Source organism: Belnapia mucosa (genome assembly GCF_016775475.1).
Lineage (GTDB): Bacteria > Pseudomonadota > Alphaproteobacteria > Acetobacterales > Acetobacteraceae > Belnapia > Belnapia mucosa.
Genome location: NZ_JAEUXJ010000022.1, coordinates 1 through 17117, shown reverse-complemented (window position 1 = coordinate 17117; position 17117 = coordinate 1). Strand labels below are relative to the sequence as shown.

The 17117-nt window shown below is 66.8% G+C and carries 30 protein-coding genes; all 30 read right to left on the bottom strand.

What is annotated here, in order from left to right:
* Window positions 1-2: 2 nt before the first annotated feature.
* Complete coding sequence (locus tag JMJ55_RS26725) at window positions 3-1199, bottom strand: LLM class flavin-dependent oxidoreductase (protein WP_202828666.1); 1197 nt, start codon at window positions 1197-1199, stop codon at window positions 3-5.
* 71 nt (window positions 1200-1270) lie between these two features.
* Window positions 1271-2428, bottom strand: coding sequence for a lactonase family protein (locus JMJ55_RS26720; RefSeq protein WP_202828665.1), 1158 nt, complete (start codon window positions 2426-2428; stop codon window positions 1271-1273).
* A gap of 129 nt (window positions 2429-2557) precedes the next feature.
* Window positions 2558-2989 (bottom strand): 50S ribosomal protein L17, encoded by a 432-nt coding sequence (gene rplQ, locus JMJ55_RS26715; protein WP_202828664.1) that lies wholly within the window; start codon window positions 2987-2989, stop codon window positions 2558-2560.
* Window positions 2989-4011: a DNA-directed RNA polymerase subunit alpha gene (locus JMJ55_RS26710; protein ID WP_236034096.1), complete on the bottom strand. Its 1023-nt coding sequence runs from the start codon at window positions 4009-4011 to the stop codon at window positions 2989-2991. The genes rplQ and JMJ55_RS26710 overlap by 1 nt, the downstream gene beginning before the upstream one ends.
* A 39-nt stretch (window positions 4012-4050) precedes the next feature.
* The gene (gene rpsK / locus JMJ55_RS26705) at window positions 4051-4452 is read right to left on the bottom strand and encodes a 30S ribosomal protein S11 (protein ID WP_043340413.1); all 402 of its coding nucleotides are present in this window, start codon (window positions 4450-4452) and stop codon (window positions 4051-4053) included.
* A gap of 1 nt (window position 4453) precedes the next feature.
* On the bottom strand, window positions 4454-4831 hold the full coding sequence (gene rpsM, locus JMJ55_RS26700; protein WP_202828662.1) for a 30S ribosomal protein S13: 378 nt from the start codon (window positions 4829-4831) through the stop codon (window positions 4454-4456).
* A 177-nt stretch (window positions 4832-5008) separates the two neighbouring features.
* Window positions 5009-5662 (bottom strand): adenylate kinase, encoded by a 654-nt coding sequence (locus JMJ55_RS26695; RefSeq protein ID WP_202828661.1) that lies wholly within the window; start codon window positions 5660-5662, stop codon window positions 5009-5011.
* Window positions 5663-5688: 26 nt separating this feature from the next.
* On the bottom strand, window positions 5689-7047 hold the full coding sequence (secY, locus tag JMJ55_RS26690; RefSeq protein WP_202828660.1) for a preprotein translocase subunit SecY: 1359 nt from the start codon (window positions 7045-7047) through the stop codon (window positions 5689-5691).
* 118 nt (window positions 7048-7165) lie between these two features.
* Window positions 7166-7660 (bottom strand): 50S ribosomal protein L15, encoded by a 495-nt coding sequence (gene rplO / locus JMJ55_RS26685; protein ID WP_202828659.1) that lies wholly within the window; start codon window positions 7658-7660, stop codon window positions 7166-7168.
* Between the two features lie 16 nt (window positions 7661-7676).
* Window positions 7677-7868 (bottom strand): 50S ribosomal protein L30, encoded by a 192-nt coding sequence (gene rpmD / locus JMJ55_RS26680; protein WP_202828658.1) that lies wholly within the window; start codon window positions 7866-7868, stop codon window positions 7677-7679.
* A complete protein-coding gene (gene rpsE, locus JMJ55_RS26675; protein ID WP_202828657.1) occupies window positions 7861-8514 on the bottom strand; it encodes a 30S ribosomal protein S5 in 654 nt (217 codons plus the stop codon). Before rpsE ends, rpmD begins: the two co-directional genes overlap by 8 nt.
* Before the next feature lie 11 nt (window positions 8515-8525).
* Window positions 8526-8888, bottom strand: a complete 363-nt coding sequence (gene rplR / locus JMJ55_RS26670) for a 50S ribosomal protein L18 (RefSeq protein ID WP_202828656.1) — start codon at window positions 8886-8888, stop codon at window positions 8526-8528.
* A complete protein-coding gene (rplF, locus tag JMJ55_RS26665; RefSeq protein WP_202828655.1) occupies window positions 8888-9421 on the bottom strand; it encodes a 50S ribosomal protein L6 in 534 nt (177 codons plus the stop codon). Before rplF ends, rplR begins: the two co-directional genes overlap by 1 nt.
* Window positions 9422-9435: 14 nt before the next feature.
* Window positions 9436-9834, bottom strand: a complete 399-nt coding sequence (gene rpsH, locus JMJ55_RS26660) for a 30S ribosomal protein S8 (protein ID WP_202828654.1) — start codon at window positions 9832-9834, stop codon at window positions 9436-9438.
* Between the two features lie 12 nt (window positions 9835-9846).
* Window positions 9847-10152, bottom strand: a complete 306-nt coding sequence (rpsN, locus tag JMJ55_RS26655; RefSeq protein WP_090569993.1) for a 30S ribosomal protein S14 — start codon at window positions 10150-10152, stop codon at window positions 9847-9849.
* A 50-nt stretch (window positions 10153-10202) separates the two neighbouring features.
* Window positions 10203-10886: a 50S ribosomal protein L5 gene (gene rplE / locus JMJ55_RS26650; RefSeq protein ID WP_202828653.1), complete on the bottom strand. Its 684-nt coding sequence runs from the start codon at window positions 10884-10886 to the stop codon at window positions 10203-10205.
* Complete coding sequence (rplX, locus tag JMJ55_RS26645) at window positions 10883-11203, bottom strand: 50S ribosomal protein L24 (RefSeq protein ID WP_202828652.1); 321 nt, start codon at window positions 11201-11203, stop codon at window positions 10883-10885. The genes rplE and rplX overlap by 4 nt, the downstream gene beginning before the upstream one ends.
* Before the next feature lie 4 nt (window positions 11204-11207).
* A complete protein-coding gene (gene rplN, locus JMJ55_RS26640; protein WP_202828651.1) occupies window positions 11208-11576 on the bottom strand; it encodes a 50S ribosomal protein L14 in 369 nt (122 codons plus the stop codon).
* Entirely contained in the window at window positions 11573-11845 is a 273-nt protein-coding gene (rpsQ, locus tag JMJ55_RS26635; RefSeq protein WP_202828650.1) for a 30S ribosomal protein S17, read from the bottom strand. The genes rplN and rpsQ overlap by 4 nt, the downstream gene beginning before the upstream one ends.
* A gap of 16 nt (window positions 11846-11861) precedes the next feature.
* Window positions 11862-12077 carry a 50S ribosomal protein L29 gene (gene rpmC, locus JMJ55_RS26630; RefSeq protein WP_202828649.1) on the bottom strand — a complete coding sequence of 72 codons (216 nt, stop codon included), beginning with the start codon at window positions 12075-12077 and terminating at the stop codon, window positions 11862-11864.
* Window positions 12078-12081: 4 nt separating this feature from the next.
* Window positions 12082-12504 (bottom strand): 50S ribosomal protein L16, encoded by a 423-nt coding sequence (gene rplP, locus JMJ55_RS26625; protein WP_202828648.1) that lies wholly within the window; start codon window positions 12502-12504, stop codon window positions 12082-12084.
* 13 nt (window positions 12505-12517) lie between these two features.
* Window positions 12518-13195, bottom strand: a complete 678-nt coding sequence (rpsC, locus tag JMJ55_RS26620) for a 30S ribosomal protein S3 (protein ID WP_202828647.1) — start codon at window positions 13193-13195, stop codon at window positions 12518-12520.
* 1 nt (window position 13196) lies between these two features.
* Window positions 13197-13595 carry a 50S ribosomal protein L22 gene (gene rplV, locus JMJ55_RS26615; protein WP_202828646.1) on the bottom strand — a complete coding sequence of 133 codons (399 nt, stop codon included), beginning with the start codon at window positions 13593-13595 and terminating at the stop codon, window positions 13197-13199.
* Between the two features lie 4 nt (window positions 13596-13599).
* A complete protein-coding gene (rpsS, locus tag JMJ55_RS26610) occupies window positions 13600-13878 on the bottom strand; it encodes a 30S ribosomal protein S19 (RefSeq protein WP_043340447.1) in 279 nt (92 codons plus the stop codon).
* A 5-nt stretch (window positions 13879-13883) separates the two neighbouring features.
* Window positions 13884-14720, bottom strand: coding sequence for a 50S ribosomal protein L2 (gene rplB / locus JMJ55_RS26605; protein ID WP_202828645.1), 837 nt, complete (start codon window positions 14718-14720; stop codon window positions 13884-13886).
* Window positions 14721-14723: 3 nt separating this feature from the next.
* The gene (locus JMJ55_RS26600) at window positions 14724-15047 is read right to left on the bottom strand and encodes a 50S ribosomal protein L23 (RefSeq protein WP_202828644.1); all 324 of its coding nucleotides are present in this window, start codon (window positions 15045-15047) and stop codon (window positions 14724-14726) included.
* Window positions 15044-15661 (bottom strand): 50S ribosomal protein L4, encoded by a 618-nt coding sequence (rplD, locus tag JMJ55_RS26595; protein WP_202828643.1) that lies wholly within the window; start codon window positions 15659-15661, stop codon window positions 15044-15046. The genes JMJ55_RS26600 and rplD overlap by 4 nt, the downstream gene beginning before the upstream one ends.
* Window positions 15662-15673: 12 nt before the next feature.
* Window positions 15674-16360 carry a 50S ribosomal protein L3 gene (gene rplC, locus JMJ55_RS26590; protein WP_202828642.1) on the bottom strand — a complete coding sequence of 229 codons (687 nt, stop codon included), beginning with the start codon at window positions 16358-16360 and terminating at the stop codon, window positions 15674-15676.
* Between the two features lie 21 nt (window positions 16361-16381).
* Entirely contained in the window at window positions 16382-16690 is a 309-nt protein-coding gene (gene rpsJ, locus JMJ55_RS26585) for a 30S ribosomal protein S10 (RefSeq protein ID WP_007004401.1), read from the bottom strand.
* A 34-nt stretch (window positions 16691-16724) separates the two neighbouring features.
* On the bottom strand, window positions 16725-17117 hold a 393-nt coding region (locus JMJ55_RS26580), incomplete at its 5' end, for an EF-Tu C-terminal domain-related protein (protein ID WP_456237084.1).

Here is a 17117-nt window from a genome sequence, read left to right as displayed (position 1 = left end):
CCTTACAACTCGACCTTGCCGGTATGCAGGCGGAGCCGGATATGGTCCGGCACCTCCTGCCCGGCATCGGTGAAGGCCTTGCGGAGCGCATTCATGCTCGGGCCGAAGATGCCGCTGCGGTTTTCGCTGCACCACTCGCGGGACTGCAGGGGCATCGTCAGGCTGCCCTGGAAGCGCGGCATGACCCAGCGGGCGAAGAGCTCGTAGCTCCGTAGCGTGTCCTCGCGGTTGGCCCATTCATGGGCGCGGAAGAGCACTGCGCCGGCGCCGCCCTCGGTGTATTCGAGCAGGCGCTCGATACCCTTCGCCACCGTCTCCGGGCTGCCGACCAGGGTGGTGCCGGCCTTCAGCCCGTCGCCAAGCGGATCCTCGCTGCGCATGGGCGGGCGGCCGAGGGTCTCGCTGAAATAGCTGAGGGTCTCCAGCCGCTCACCGCGGGCGACGTCGCGGAAGGCGCGGTCATCCTCCTCGGCGCAATGCATGTTGACGACGAGGCGCCAGCCATCGCGCGGCATGGTCTTGCCATGCTTCGCCGCCTCCGCCTCGCCCTGGCGCCAATGCTCGGCGAGCTTCGCGTTGCCGCCGGGGAGGCCAGCGCCGAGGGAAAGCAGGCCGACGCCGTATTTGCCCGCGGTCAGCACGCCGGAGGGGGTGGTGGCACTGGCCACCGCGATCGGGAAATGCGGATAGGTATAGGGGGCGAGATGGAGCCGGGCCTGGTTCAGCTCGAACCAGTCGGTCTTCATCGTCACCGGCTCCTCACAGGCGAGGAGCTTCATGATGGCGCCGAGGCTCTCATCCATCATGCGGCGCTGATCCTCGGCCTTGATGCCCATCATATAGGCGTCGGAGACCAGGGCGCCGGGGCCACAGCCGAGCATGGCGCGGCCGCGCGTCATGTGGTCGAGTTGGACGAAGCGCTGCGCGACCAGGAAGGGATGGTGGTAGGGCAGAGAGGTTACGCCGGAGCCCAGCATGATGTGCTTGGTGCGCTCCGCCGCCGCGCCGATGAAGATCTCGGGCGAGGCGATCAGCTCCCAGCCGGCGGAATGATGCTCGCCGATCCAGGCCTCGTCATAGCCCAGCGTGTCGAGCCATTGGATCAGCTCGAGGTCCCGGCCCAAAGCGAGGGTGGGGTTGTCGCCCACCCGGTGGAACGGCGCCAGGAAGATGCCGAAGCGCAAGCCGCGATGGGCCATGAACCTGCCTTTCTCTTGGACCTTGGGCGTCAGGCTAGGAAGTGGATGGCAGGGCGGTCAACCGGGCCCGGTCAGCGAGCCCGTTCCGCCACGCGCAGCGCGACCGAGCCGCCGGTGAGGCGGATGCGCGGCCCACCTTCGCTCAGCTTGCCATCTTCAGCCACGCGGAAGACGGAGATGTCCTTTTCGGACATATTGCCGACGTAGAGCATGCGGCCGTCGGCGGAAAAGGCGGCGCCCTGGGACCAGGTACCGACCCGTCCCTCGGAGACGACGCTGAGCCGCCCATTCTCGATCTTCAGCACCTTCACCAGCCCCGGCCCATGGAAGGGCGAGTTGCCCGGCTTGTTGGAGCCGTTCATCACCGTGACGGCGACCAGGCGGTTGTCCGGGCTGACCTGGATCCCCTCCGGCGTCTGGCCGACGCTGACGGTATCCACCACCCGGAAGGGCGGCTGGGTCAGGTCAATCAGGCTGACCGTATCGGCATCCCCGGTGCCGCGGCCGACATTGGCGACGACGGCGTGGCGGCCATCCGGGGTGATGGCGAGGCCGTAGGGGCGGACGCCGGTGGTGATCTCCCGGTCCAGCTTCACCACCCGGTCGCCATCGATCTGCAGCACATTCACAGAGTGGTCGCCATAGCGGGTGACCAGCGCATGCCTGCCATCCGGGGCGAAGGCGACATGCGACACCTCGGAGGCGACGGGGCCGATATCGACCTTGCCGGCGGCAGTCACCTGGCCATTGGCGATCCGGTAGATGCCGACCGTGCCCTCGGCCCGGTGGGCGACCAGCGCCATGGTGCCGGCGCGATTGATGGAGACGCCCGCCGGGCCGGCGCCTGTCTGCAGCGTGGCCGCAATGCGGGGCGGGTTGGCGGTGAGGTCGACCACCGCCATGGTCGTGCCGGGGACCAGCTTGCCCGCATCGGTCGGGTCCGGCCGCTGGTTGGCAGTGACGAGGGCCAGCCGCTCATCCGGGGTGATGGCGACCGACAGGGGCGGGCCAACAATGCTGGTCGGCACTGCGATCTCGGTGCGGATGACGGGCGGGTTGGCCGCGATGTCGATAATAGTGAGGGTATCCGGCGCCGGCTCCCGCAGCGTGCGGACCACACCATTCTCCAGCATCACCTTGTTGTCGTTGGCCGAAAGCAGCAGCTCGCCCCGGGCGGCCCCGACGCCGAGCGCGATGGCCGCGGCGGCGGCGGTCAGTAGGTGCCTCATCCCCTTATTCCTCCCCACTGGGGAAGAAGTGTCGGGCCTACGGCCCGGCTGCGCAACCAGGGCTTCCGGCACGAAAAAGGGCGGCAGGTTGCCCTGCCGCCCGATTCCGACCCCGATGGGGATAAAGCCTCAGCCTGCCGCGGCCTCGTCGCCCTCGACAGCGCGCTCCGGCTTCGGGCCGCTATCCAGGCCCTTGGCGGCCGGGTCACGGTCCACCAGCTCGATCACCGCCATGGTCGCAGCATCGCCATAGCGGATGCCAGCCTTCAAAACGCGGCAATAGCCGCCATTGCGGGCCTTGTAGCGGTCCGCGATGGTGGTGAAGAGCTTGTCCACCACCTTCTCGTCCATGATCTGGGCATAGGCCTGGCGCCGCGCATGCAGGCCGCCGCGCTTCCCGAGGGTGATGATGCGCTCCACATAGGGGCGCAGCTCCTTCGCCTTCGGCAGCGTGGTGGTGATCTGCTCGTGCTTCAGCAGGCTGGTTGCCATGTTGCGGAACATGGCAAGCCGGTGGGTGGAGGTGACGCCGAGTTTCCGGCCGGCAATCCCGTGTCGCATCAGAAGGGCTCTTCCAGTTTCTTGGCCAGATCCTCGATGTTCTCGGGTGGCCATCCGGTGACGGTGAGGCCGAGGCCGAGGCCCATGGAGGCCAGGACTTCCTTGATCTCGTTCAGCGATTTGCGGCCGAAATTCGGGGTCCGCAGCATCTCCTGCTCGGTCTTCTGCACGAGATCGCCGATATAAACGATGTTGTCGTTCTTCAGGCAGTTCGCCGAACGGACCGAGAGCTCGAGCTCATCGACCTTGCGGAGCAGGTTGCGGTTGAAGGGCAGGTCATCCCGCTCCTCTTCCACCTTGCGCTCGCGCGGCTCGTCGAAGTTAATGAACAGCTGGAGCTGGTCCTGCAGAATGCGGGCGGCGAGCGCGACCGCATCCTCCGGCGCCACCGTGCCGTTGGTCTCGACGTTCATCACCAGCTTGTCGTAGTCGGTGACCTGGCCGACGCGGGTCGGCTCGACCCGATAGGCGACACGCCGGACCGGCGAATAGATGGCATCGACCGGGATCAGGCCGATCGGCGCATCCTCCGGCCGGTTCATCGCCGCAGCGACATAGCCCTTGCCGGTCCCGACCGTCAGCTCCATCGAGAGCTTCGCACCGTCATCCAGCGTGCAAAGCACGAGGTCCGGATTGGCAATCTCGATATCGCCGGTGGTCTGGATCTGGCCGGCCGTGACCTCGCCCGGGCCGGTGGCGGTGAGCTGGAGGCGCTTCGGCCCCTCGCCCTGCATCCGAATGGCAAGCTGCTTCACGTTCAGCACGATATCCGTGACGTCCTCGCGCACGCCCTGGATGCTGCTGAATTCATGCAGCACGCCATCGATCCGGATCGCGGTGACCGCCGCCCCCTGGAGGGAGGACAGCAGCACGCGGCGGATGGCATTGCCGAGGGTCATGCCGAAGCCGCGCTCCAGCGGCTCGGCGACGATGGTCGCGGTGCGCTCGGGGTCAGCGCCCACTTCGACACCCAGCTTCTCGGGCCGGATGAGCGACCGCCAATTCCTCTCGATCACGAGCAGTCTCCTAGACCAACCACAGGCAAGGCGCGTCGCGTCGGATCAGACGCGGCGCCGCTTGCGCGGGCGGCAACCATTATGCGGGATGGGCGTCACGTCCCGGATGGCGGTGACGTAGAAGCCGACCGCCTGGAGGGCGCGCAGCGCCGACTCGCGGCCCGAACCGGGGCCGCTCACCATAATCTCCAGCTGCTCCATCCCATGCTCGCGCGCCTTGCGACCGGCATCTTCCGCGGCGACCTGGGCGGCATAGGGGGTGGACTTCCGGCTGCCCTTGAAGCCCTGGCTGCCGGAGGAGGACCAGGCGATCGCGTTGCCCTGGGCATCCGTGATCGTCACGATGGTGTTGTTGAAGCTGGCGAGCACATGCGCCACGCCGGAAGAGATGTTCTTCCGTTCCTTCTTGCGCGGCGCGCGGGCGCCGCCACGGGGTTCGCGGGCCATATTACTTCGTCACCTTCTTCTTGCCGGCGATCGCTACGGCCTTGCCCTTGCGCGTGCGCGCATTGGTGTGGGTGCGCTGGCCACGGACCGGCAGGCCCCGGCGGTGGCGCAGGCCACGATAGCAGGCCATGTCCATCAGCCGCTTGATGTTCATCGCGACCTCGCGGCGGAGGTCACCCTCCACGCGATACTCGCGATCGATCAGCTCGCGGATGCGGAGGACTTCCTCGTCCGTCAGCTGGTTCACCCGACGATCATCGGGGATGCCAAGCTTCTCGCAGATCTCGACCGCGTTCTTCGGGCCGATGCCGTAGATGTAGCGCAGCGAGATCTGCACGCGCTTATTCGTAGGGATGTTCACTCCGGCGATGCGCGCCACTGCTCAGCTCCTGGAGCCTGTCGCTCCTGCTCTCGCCGCGGCAGCTTGCGCCACCTGACGATATGATCGACCCAAAAATGATGCCAACGGCAATACGCGGCCGGGAAGACCCAAGGGCATGCCCTGGGGACCCTCTGACCGCGAGAGGCGCGGACTATACCGGGAGGCCCCTTGCCGTCAACCCTTGTCCCCCAGAATCACCTCGATCTGGCGGGCAACTTCCTGCATCTCGGCCATGCCGTCCACCACCCGCAGCACGCCCTGGGCGGCGTAATAGGGCAGCAGCGGTGCCGTCTGCTTGTGGTAGGCCTCCAACCGCGCCGCCACCAGCTCCGCCTTGTCATCGGCGCGGCGGGTGAAGTCGGTGCTGCCGCAGGCATCGCAGATGCCGGGCTTGGCCGTCGGCTTGAACTGGTCGTGGTAGCCCTCGCCGCATTTGGCGCAGGTGAAGCGGCCGGAGATGCGATCCACCAGGGCGGTGTCATCCACCTGCAGCTCGATCACATGATCCAGCGGCATGGCCTTCTCCCGCAGCATGAGGTCCAGCGCCTCGGCCTGCGGGACGGTGCGCGGGAAGCCATCCAGGATGAAGCCGTGGGCGACATCCGGCTGGGCGACGCGGCTGGCCAGCATGGCGATGATGATGGCATCCGGGACCAGCTCGCCCCGTTCCATGATGGCCTTGGCCTGGAGCCCGACCTGGCTGCCCGAACGCACCTCGGCCCGGAGCATGTCGCCGGTCGAGATCTGCCGCAGGCCGTGCCGGTCCTCGAGGCGCTTCGCCTGGGTCCCCTTCCCCGCCCCCGGCGGGCCCAGCAGGATCAGGTTCATCTCTCGTCTCTCCCCCCGTCTTCCGCTCAGCGCGGCCGTGGCGCGCCGCGCCCGCCCAGCCGGGCCTTGCGGATCAGCCCCTCATATTGATGCGCAAACAGATGGGACTGCACCTGCGCAACCGTGTCCATCGTCACCGAGACGATAATGAGGAGGGACGTGCCGCCGAAATAGAAGGGCACCCCGTAATGGCTGATCAGCAGTTCCGGCAGGATGCAGACCAGGCAGAGGTAGAGTGCACCGATCGCGGTCAGCCGGGTCAGCACCCGGTCGAAGTAGTCGGCTGTATTCTGCCCCGGCCGTATGCCGGGGACGAAGCCGCCATACTTCTTCAGATTGTCCGCCGTCTCCACCGGGTTGAACACCACCGCGGTGTAGAAGAAGGAGAAGAAGACGATCAGCGCCAGGTAGAGCGCCATATAGAGCGGCTGGCCATGGGCCAGGGCATTGGTGATGGTGCTCAACCAGCTATCCGAGGCCGGATCGGCCGCGAAGCCTGCCACCGTCGCTGGCAGCAGCAACAGCGAGGAAGCGAAGATCGGCGGGATGACGCCAGCGGTATTCAGCTTCAGCGGCAGATGGGTGTTCTCGCCGCCGAACATCCGGTTGCCGACCTGGCGCTTCGGATACTGGACGGGGATCCGCCGCTGCGCCCGCTCGACGAAGACGACGAGCGCGATGACGCCGAGCGCGATCGCCATGAAGAAGATGATGAAGATGGTCGAGAGCGCCCCGGTCCGGCCCAGTTCCAGCAGCGAAACCAGCGCATGCGGCAGGTTGGCCACGATCCCGGCGAAGATGATGAGCGAGATGCCGTTGCCGACGCCGCGGGCAGTGATCTGCTCGCCCAGCCACATCAGGAACATGGTCCCGCCGACCAGGGTGATGACGCAGGAGACCCGGAAGAACATGCCCGGATCACCGACCGCCGGCCCGAAACTGCCCCGCATGCTCTCCAGCCCAACGGCAATGCCATAGGCCTGGAAGATGGCGATCAGCACCGTCAGGTAGCGGGTATACTGGTTGATCTTCTTCCGGCCCGACTCGCCCTCCTTCTTGAGGGTCTCAAGCGCGGGGACGGCGGCCGTCATCAGCTGGATGATGATGCTGGCCGAGATATAGGGCATGATGTTCAGCGCGAAGACGGTCATGCGCCCCAGCGCGCCGCCCGTGAACATGTCGAACATGCCGAGGATCCCGCCGCCATGCTGGCGCAGGATCTCTCCCATCACCCCGGCATCGACGCCGGGGACGGGCACATAGGTGCCCAAGCGATAGACCAGGAGCGCGCCCAGGGTGAACCAGAGGCGCCGCTTCAGCTCGGTCGCCTTGGACAGCACGCCGAGATTGAGATTGGCCGCAAGCTGCTCGGCTGCGGAGGCCATGGATCCTAAACCCTCCTCACGACAGCGGCGCCAACAACCGGGGGTTACCTCCCCGGCCGTGGCGCCGCAGCCACGAACCTGCTCTCTAGGTAGCGACCGCCCCGTCGGGCGGCAAGCGTCACGCCTCGGCGGAGGCCTCTTCCGCCGGCGGATTCAGCAGGGTGATCGTCCCGCCAGCCGCCTCGACCGCCGCCTTCGCGCTGGCGGAGGCGCCGGAGACGGTGATGGTCACCGCCTGGGTCAACGCCCCATGGCCGAGCAGCCGCACGCCAGCCAGCTTGCCGCCGGTCCGCACGACGCCAGCCGCCTTGAGCGCCGCCTCGTCGATCGGAGCATCGGCCGGCAGCAGGCCTTCCTCGATCGCCTTGGCCAGCCGGCCGAGGTTCAGCGGAGCGTATTCCTTGCGGAAGGGGTTCACGAAGCCCCGCTTCGGCAGGCGCCGGTAGATCGGGAGCTGACCGCCCTCGAACCCGTTCAGCGACACGCCTTCACGAGCCTTCTGGCCCTTCACGCCCTTGCCGGAGGTCTTACCCTTACCGGAGCCGATGCCGCGGCCGAGCCGCTTCGACTTGTAGCGCGCGCCCGGATTGTCGCGCAGCTCGTTCAGTTTCATGGGTCTTGCTCCCCGCTCAGCCTTCCACCTTGATCAGGTGGGCCACCTTGCGGATCATGCCGCGGACCGCCGGAGTATCCTCCAGCTCCCGCGAACGGTGCATCTTGTTGAGGCCAAGGCCGATCAGCGTCTCGCGCTGGCCAGGCTTGCGGCCGATCGGCGACCCGGTCTGGGTCACCTTCACGGTCTTCTTCTGGGTCTCAGACATTCGGAGCCTCCGCGGCCGAGGTATCGGCCGGGGCCTGGTCCTTGCGCGGGCCGAGCAGGTCGGAGACCTTCTTGCCGCGCCGGGAGGCGACGGCACGCGGGCTCGTGCTGCGGGTCAGGGCCGCGAAGGTGGCCTTGATCATGTTGTGCGGGTTGGTCGAGCCGGTGCACTTGGCGACGACATCACCCATGCCGAGCGTCTCGAACACCGCGCGCATCGGACCGCCGGCGATGATGCCGGTGCCCGCCGGGGCGGCGCGCAGGATCACGCGGCCGGCGCCGAACTCGCCCAGCACATCATGGTGCAGGGTCCGGCCCTCACGCATCGGGACGCGGATCATGGTCCGCTTCGCCTGCTCGGTGGCCTTGCGGATCGCCTCCGGCACCTCGCGCGCCTTGCCGGCGCCCCAGCCGACGCGGCCCTTCTGGTCGCCCACCACGACGAGCGCGGCGAAGCTGAACCGGCGGCCACCCTTCACCACCTTGGCGACCCGGTTGATGGTGACGAGCTTATCCTTCAGCTCATCGCCATCCTGGCGCTCCTGGCGGTTCTCGTTCTCCCGGCCACGGCCGCGGCCACGACGGCGATCACCGCCCTCGCCGCCGCCATGCTCGCCGCCACCGCCGCTCCTGGGTTCACGTGCCATGCTTGTGCTCCTCAGAACGACAGTCCGCCCTCACGGGCGGCATCAGCCAGGGCCTTGACCCGACCATGGTAGAGATAGGGACCGCGGTCGAAGACGACCTTGTCGACGCCGGCGGCGAGCGCACGCTCGGCCACCAGCTTGCCGACTTGGCTCGCGGCGTCCTTGTCGGCGCCGGTCTTCAAAGCCTCGCGCATCGTCTTCTCCATCGAGGAGGCGGCGGCGAGGGTACGGCCCTGGGCGTCGTCGATCACCTGGGCATAGATGTGCTTGCCCGAGCGAAAGACGGAGAGCCGCGGGCGACCGCCGCTCTTGAGCCGAAGCTGGTAGCGCAGCCGGGACCGGCGGCGCGTTTGCAGTGCGAGCTTGTCGGACATTACTTCTTCTTACCCTCCTTCCGGAGGATCTGCTCATCGGAGTAGCGCACGCCCTTGCCCTTATAGGGCTCGGGACCACGCCAGGCGCGGATCTCGGCGGCGACCTGACCAACCTGGCGCTTGTCCGCCCCTTCCACCTTCACGGCGGTCGGGCGTTCGCAGGTGATCTTGATGCCGGCGGGGATCGGGTAGCGAACCTCATGGCTGTAGCCGAGGTTCAACACCAGGTCACTGCCCTGCACCGCGGCGCGGTAGCCGGTGCCGGTGATCTCCATGGACTTGGTGAAGCCGGTGGAGACGCCCGTCACCATGCTGTTGATCAGGCTGCGGGTGGTGCCCCACATGGTCCGGCTGCGGCGATCGTCCCGGCGCGGCTTCACCGCCACCTGGTTGCTCTCGATCTCCACATCCACCTCATCCGTCAGGTCGAGCTTGAGCTCGCCATTCCGGCCCTTGGCCACCACGGTCCGGCCCTGCAGCGCCACCTGGACGCCGCTCGGCACCGGGACGGGATATTTGCCGACGCGCGACATGCTGTATCCCTCCCTTAGAACACGCGGCAGAGGACTTCACCGCCGACATTGGCGGTGCGGGCCTCTGTATCGCTCATCACGCCACGGGGCGTGGAGAGGATGGAGATGCCGAGCCCGTTGTAGAACTTCGGCAGTTCCTTGATCTTGCTGTAGACACGCCGGCCGGGCTTGGAGACGCGGGTGATCTCCTTGATGGCAGGCTCGCCTTCGGAATATTTCAGCTCGATCTCGATGCGGCTGACGCCAGGGCGATCCTGCTCAACCCGCCAGGCGCGGATATAGCCTTCACGCTTCAGCACGTCGAGCACATCGGTCCGCAGCCGGCTGGCCGGGGCGACGCAACGCGTCTGCCGGGCCCGCTGGGCATTGCGGATACGGGTGAGCAGATCCCCGAGCGGATCGGACAGAGACATATCCCCGCTCCCTTACCAGCTCGCCTTGGTCACGCCGGGCAGCTGGCCAGTATTGGCGAGCTCCCGCAGCATGTTCCGGCTGAGCTTGAACTTGCGATAGTTGCCGCGCGGGCGGCCGGTGAGCTCACAGCGCAGGCGCACGCGCACCTTGGCGCCGTTGCGCGGAAGCTGGGCGAGCTTCAGGGTCGCGTCGAACCGGTCCTCGACCGGCAGGGTGCGATCCATCACGATGCCCTTCAGCGCCGCGCGCTTGGCAGCATGCGTCGCGGAGAGCTTCGCGCGACGCTTGTTCTTTTCGACTGCCGAAGTCTTGGCCATACGGTTCTATCCTCCGGAACCTGCCCGGCAGGCCGGGCGGTTTTCCAAGATCAGTTCTGGAAGGGAAGCTGGAACGCCTTAAGCAGCGCCTTCGCTTCCTTGTCGGTCTTCGCCGTGGTGACGAACTGGATGTCCATGCCGCGCACGGTATCCACCCGGTCGTAGTTGATCTCCGGGAAGACGATCTGCTCCTTCAGGCCCATGGCGAAGTTGCCACGCCCGTCGAAGCCGCGCGTCCCCGGCAGGCCACGGAAGTCCCGAACCCGCGGCAGGGCAATGGTGACGAGCCGGTCGAGGAACTCGTACATCCGCGCCTTGCGCAGCGTCACCTTGCAGCCGATCTGCTGGCCTTCGCGGATCTTGAAGCCGGCGATCGCCTTCTTCGCCTTGGTCCGCACCGGCTTCTGCCCGGCGATCGCCGTCAGCTCGGCCACCGCGGCGTCCAGCTTCTTGCTGTCGGCCGCAGCCTCACCAACGCCCATGTTGATGACGATCTTCTCGAGCTTCGGCACTTCCATCGGGTTCTTGTAGCCGAACTCCTCGACGAGCCGCTGCCGCACCACATCCGCATAGAAGACCGCGAGCCGCGTCTTCTCCGTCGGCGAGGCCGCGGACTTGCCGGGCTTCGCCGCGACGGACGTCACGGTGCGGGAGCCTTCCTCGCGGCTGGCTTCCGGCTTCTTGGCATTGGCCGGGGCGCCCTTCTTGGCGCCGCCCTTCTTCGAATCGCTCATGCGTCAAGCACCTCGCCCGAAGGCTTCGCCACCCGCACCTTCTTGCCGTCCTCGAGCACCCGGAAGCCGACGCGGGTCGGCTTGCCGGATTTCGGGTCGAGCAGCGCCAGGTTCGAGAGGTGGATCGGCGCCTCCTTCTCCTGGATGCCGCCGGGCTGGTTCATGCCCTGCGGCTTCTGGTGGCGCTTCACCACGTTCACGCCCTGGACCAGGGCACGGTTCTCGGTCGGCATCACGGCGAGGACCTCGCCATTCTTGCCCTTGTCACGGCCGGCCAGCACCTGGACCCGGTCACCCTTCTTGATCTTCGCTGCCATGGCCTTACAGGACCTCCGGCGCCAGCGAGATGATCTTCATGTATTTCCGCGCCCGCAGCTCCCGGACCACCGGTCCGAAGATGCGGGTTCCGATCGGCTCGCCCTGCTTGTTGATCAGCACGGCGGCGTTGTTGTCGAAGCGGATCGCCGTGCCGTCGATGCGCCGCACCGGATAGGCGGTACGCACGATGACGGCGCGATGCACCTCACCCTTCTTCACCTTGGCGCGCGGGATCGCCTCCTTGATGGAGACGACGATCACGTCGCCGACCGAGGCCGTCTTCCGCTTCGAGCCGCCGAGCACCTTGATGCACTGGACGCGGCGCGCACCGGAATTGTCGGCCACGTCGAGGTTTGCTTCGACGCCGATCATGCAGACACCGCTTCGTTCGTGGCCGTCAACGGGTTACCGTTGCGAAGAACCACCTGCCAGGCCTTCCGCTTGGACAGCGGCGGGCATTCCTCGATCTGCACGAGGTCGCCTTCCTTGCAGAGATTGGCCTCGTCATGGGCGGCGTATTTCTTCGAACGCCGGATGAACTTCTTATAGAGCGGATGCATCACGCGACGCTCGACAAGGACGGTGACCGTCTTGTCCATCTTGTCGCTGACCACCCGGCCCGTGAGGACGCGCTTCGGCATCGCCGCCGGTCTCCCCTTAAGCCTTGGGTTGAGAAGCTGCCGAGCGACGCCGCTCGGACAGGACGAATTTGATGCGGGCGATGTCACGCCGCACCGTCTTGATCCGGCCGGTCGCCTCGAGCTGACCGGTCGCCCGCTGGAAGCGCAGGTTAAACTGCTCCTTCCGGAGGTCGAGGAGCTGGGTAGTCAGCTCGTCCGGGGTCTTGGCGCGGATATCCGCGATCTTGGTCATGCTCTTACGCCTCCGCCGCGCCGAGGCGCGACACGATCTTGGTCCGGATCGGCAGCTTGGCCGCGCCGAGCGTCAGCGCTTCCTTCGCCGTCTCGATGGAGACGCCGTCGATCTCGAACATCATGCGGCCCGGCTTGATCCGGACCACCCAGTATTCAGGCGCGCCCTTGCCCGAGCCCATGCGGACTTCGGCCGGCTTGGTCGAGACCGGCACATCCGGGAATATGCGGATCCAGACCCGGCCCTGACGCTTCATCGCGCGGGTGATAGCGCGGCGGGCGGCCTCGATTTGCCGGGCGGTCACCCGCTCCGGCTCCAGCGCCTTCAGGCCGAACCCGCCGAAGCTCAGCGAGAACCCACCCTTGGCGAGACCCTTGATGCGGCCCTTATGGGCCTTGCGGAACTTGGTGCGCTTGGGCTGCAGCATCTCACATCATCCCTCAGCGCTGCGGCGCCTGCTCGGCGGCGCGCTTGTCCTGCGCCATCGGGTCGTGGGCCAGGATCTCACCCTTGAAGATCCAAACCTTCACGCCGCAGGTGCCATAGGTGGTCTTGGCGGTGGCGGTGCCGAAATCGAGGTCGGCGCGCAGCGTATGCAGCGGCACCCGGCCCTCACGGTACCATTCCATCCGGGCGATCTCGGCGCCGCCGAGCCGGCCGGAGCAGTTGATCCGGATGCCACCGGCGCCGAGCCGCATCGCGGACTGCACCGCGCGCTTCATGGCGCGGCGGAAGGCCACGCGGCGCTCCAGCTGCTGGGCGATGTTCTCCGCGACCAGGGTCGCGTCGATCTCCGGCTTGCGGATCTCGACGATGTTCAGCGCGACCTCGGCCCCGGCGAGCTTCGCCATGTCCTTGCGCAGGTTCTCGATATCGGCGCCCTTCTTGCCGATGACGACACCCGGGCGCGCGGCATGGATCGTCACGCGCGGCTTCTTCGCCGGGCGCTCGATGACCACGCGGCTGACGCCAGCGCCCTTCAGGCGCGTGCGCAGCGTGTCGCGCAGCTTCAGGTCCTCATGCAGCAGCTTCGAGTAGTCGGCATCCGCGAACCAGCGGCTGTCCCAGGTCCGGTTGATGCCGAGCCGGAAGCCGATCGGATTGACTTTGTGACCCATGTTACGCGGCCTCCTGCTGGGCCGGGGCGGCCGGCTGCTCGGCAACCACGATCTTCAGATGGCTGAACCACTTCTCCACGCGGGCGGCACGGCCGCGGCCACGGGCGGAGAAGCGCTTCATCACCTGCGACCGGCCGACCTCGGCGCGGGCCACCACGAGCTGGTCGACGTCCAGCTGGTGGTTGTTCTCGGCATTGGCAATAGCGCTCTCGAGCGTCTTCTTCACGGTCTGGGCGATACGGCGCTTGCTGAAGGTCAGCGTCGCCACCGCGTCGCCAGCCCGGCGGCCGCGGATCAGCGCCGCCACCAGGTTGAGCTTGCGCGGGCTGACGCGGATGTTCCGCGTGATCGCCTGGGCCTCGGTCTCGGGCAGGCTGCGTTCGTGCTTCGGCTTGCTCATCGGATCAGCCCCGCTTCGCCTTCTTGTCGGACGAGTGCCCGGTGAAGGTCCGCGTCGGCGAGAATTCGCCGAACTTGTGGCCCACCATGTTCTCCGAGACCTGCACCGGGATGAATTTCTTCCCGTTGTAGACCCCAAAGGTCAGCCCGACGAACTGCGGCAGGATCGTGCTGCGACGCGACCAGATCTTGATGATCTCGTTGCGCGTCGAAGCCCGTGCGGCCTCCGCCTTGTTCAGCAGGAAGCCGTCCACGAACGGCCCCTTCCATACGCTGCGCGGCATCGCCCTCAGCCCTTCGTCGCGGTGCGGCGACGGACAATAAGCCGGTCCGTCCGCTTGTTGTTGCGCGTCTTGGCGCCCTTGGTCGGCTTGCCCCAGGGGGTGACCGGGTGACGGCCACCGCTGGTACGGCCCTCGCCGCCGCCATGCGGATGGTCGACCGGGTTCATCACCACGCCGCGGTTATGCGGACGCCGACCCAGCCAGCGGGACCGACCGGCCTTGCCAATCTGCTGGTTCGAGTTGTCCGGATTGGACACTGCGCCGATCGTAGCCATGCATTCGGCACGGACGGTGCGAACCTCACCCGACATCAGCTTCAGCTGGGCATAGCCGGCATCCTTGCCGACCAGCTGCACATAGGTGCCGGCGGAACGCGCGATCTTGCCGCCGGCGCCCGGCTTCAGCTCGACGTTATGGACGATGGTGCCGACCGGGATGGCAGCCAGCGGCATCGCATTGCCCGGCTTGATGTCGGCCCGCTCGGCCGCCACCACCGCGTCGCCGGCCTTCAACCGCTGCGGCGCAATGATATAGGCCAGCTCGCCGTCCTGATACTTCAGGAGCGCGATCCAGGCCGTGCGGTTCGGGTCGTATTCCAGCCGCTCGACCGTCGCCGGCACACCGAGCTTGGTGTTCCGCTTGAAGTCGACCATGCGGTAGGTCTGCTTGTGTCCGCCGCCCCGGAACCGCACCGTGGTGCGGCCATGGTTGTTGCGGCCGCCCGAATGGGACTTGCCCTCGGTCAGCTGCTTGAGCGGCTTGCCCTTCCACAGCTCGTCGCGCTTGACGAGGATGGTGCCACGCAGGCTGGGCGTGACCGGGTTGAAATTCTTAAGCGCCATGGCTTAGGCGAGCCCCGTCGTCAGATCGATGGTTTGGCCCTCGGCCAGGCGCACGATGGCCTTCTTCCAATCGGAGCGCTGGCCCGGGCGGTTCCGGAAGCGCTTGGCCTTGCCCTTCACCATCAGGGTGTTGACCGCCAGCACCTTCACGCCGAACAGCGACTCGACCGAGGCCTTGATCTCCGGCTTCGTCGCATCGATGGCGACCTTGAACACGACCTGCCCCTTTTCGGTCAGCAGCGTCGCCTTCTCCGTCACCACCGGCGACAGGATGGTCTGATACATGCGCTCCTTCGAGAGGAGCGGCTTCGCCTGCGTCTCGCTCATGCCAGCCGCTCCGTCAGCGCCGCGACGCCGGCGCGGGTCAGCGCGAGCACGTCGTGGTTCAGGATGTCGTAGACATTGGCACCGATGGTCGGCAGCACATGCATATGCGGCAGGTTGCGGATGCCGCGGCCGAAGCCCTCATCCACCTGCGCATCGACCACCAGGGCGCTGGTCCAGCCGAGCACCTTGAGCTGCTTGGCCAGCGCGGCAGTCTTCGCCTCGCCCGCCGTCGCGGTATCGATCACGACCAGCTTGCCGTCTTTCGCCTTTTGGCTGAGGGCGCTGATCAGGCCGAGCCGCCGGACCTTCTTGTTCAGCGAATAGCCATGGTCGCGGACGACCGGACCATGGACTACGCCGCCGGTGCGGAACTGCGGCGCGCGCAGCGAACCCTGACGGGCATTGCCCGTGCCCTTCTGGCGATAGGGCTTCTTCGTGGTGCCGGAGACTTCACCCATCCCCTTCACCTTGTGCGTACCCGCCCGCCGCTTGGCGAGCTGCCAGTGGACAACGCGCGCCATGATATCGGCGCGCGGCTGCGCCGCGAACAGCGCCTCCGGCAGCTCGATCTCGCCTGCCGTGCCGTTATCCAGCGTGATGACCGGAACCTGCATCGTAATCGATCCTTACGCCGCGGCCGTCGGGAAAGGCGCATCGGCATGACGCGGACGCTTCACCGCGTCCCGCACCAGCACATAGCCACCCTTGGAGCCCGGGACCGCGCCCTTGACCAGCAGCAGGCCACGCTCGAGATCGAAACCGGCGATCTCGAGATTCTGGGTGGTGACACGTTCCACACCCATATGACCTGCCATCTTCTTGTTCTTGAAGGTCTTGCCCGGATCCTGCCGGTTGCCGGTCGAGCCATGCGAACGATGGCTGATCGACACGCCGTGCGAGGCTTCGAGACCTGCAAAATTCCAGCGCTTCATGACGCCGGCAAAGCCCTTGCCCTGGGTGATGCCGGTGACGTCGACAATCTGCCCCTTGGCAAAATGCGCCGCGGTCAGGCGCGTGCCAGGCTCCAGCGCCGCATCGGCGCCGACCCGGAACTCGACCACCTTCTTCGGTGCCTCGACACCCGCCTTCGCGAAATGGCCGCGATTGGGCTTGGTGACGTTCTTCGGCTTGGCCCGGCCGATGCCGACCTGGACGGCGTCATAGCCATCCTTCTCGGCGGAACGGCGGGCGATGACGCGCACCTCATCGAGGTGGAGCACGGTCACGGGGACAGTGCTGCCATCGTCGTTGAACAGCCGGGTCATGCCCAGCTTCTTGGCGATCAGGCCGGTGCGGCCGGTCTTGGCGGCCATGGCTGTAAACTCCCCCTGGCCTTAGAGCTTGATCTCGACATCCACGCCCGCGGCCAGGTCGAGCTTCATCAGCGCGTCCACGGTCTGCGGGGTGGGGTCGACGATATCAAGCAGGCGGCGATGCGTGCGAATCTCGAACTGCTCGCGGCTCTTCTTGTCGACATGCGGCGAGCGGTTGACGGTGAAGCGCTCGATCTCCGTCGGCAGCGGAATCGGGCCGCGCACACGGGCGCCCGTCCGCTTCGCGGTATTCACGATCTCCCGGGTGCTGCCATCGAGCACACGGTGATCGAACGCCTTGAGGCGGATGCGGATATTCTGGCTGTCCATGGTGAGCGGACCGATCCTCGACTGAGCCTAAGGCTTACTTCACGATGCTCGCAACGACGCCGGCGCCGACGGTGCGGCCGCCCTCGCGGATGGCGAAGCGCAGGCCCTGATCCATGGCGATGGGAGCGATCAGCTCGACATCCATCGTCACGTTGTCGCCCGGCATCACCATCTCGACGCCTTCCGGCAGCTTCACGATCCCGGTCACGTCGGTGGTCCGGAAGTAGAACTGCGGCCGGTAGTTGGTGAAGAACGGCGTGTGGCGGCCGCCCTCCTCCTTGGTCAGGATATAGGCCTCGGCCTTGAAGCCGGTATGCGGCGTGATCGAGCCGGGCTTCGCCAGCACCTGCCCGCGCTCCACATCCTCACGCTTGGTGCCGCGCAGCAGCGCGCCGATGTTGTCGCCCGCCTCGCCGCTGTCCAGCAG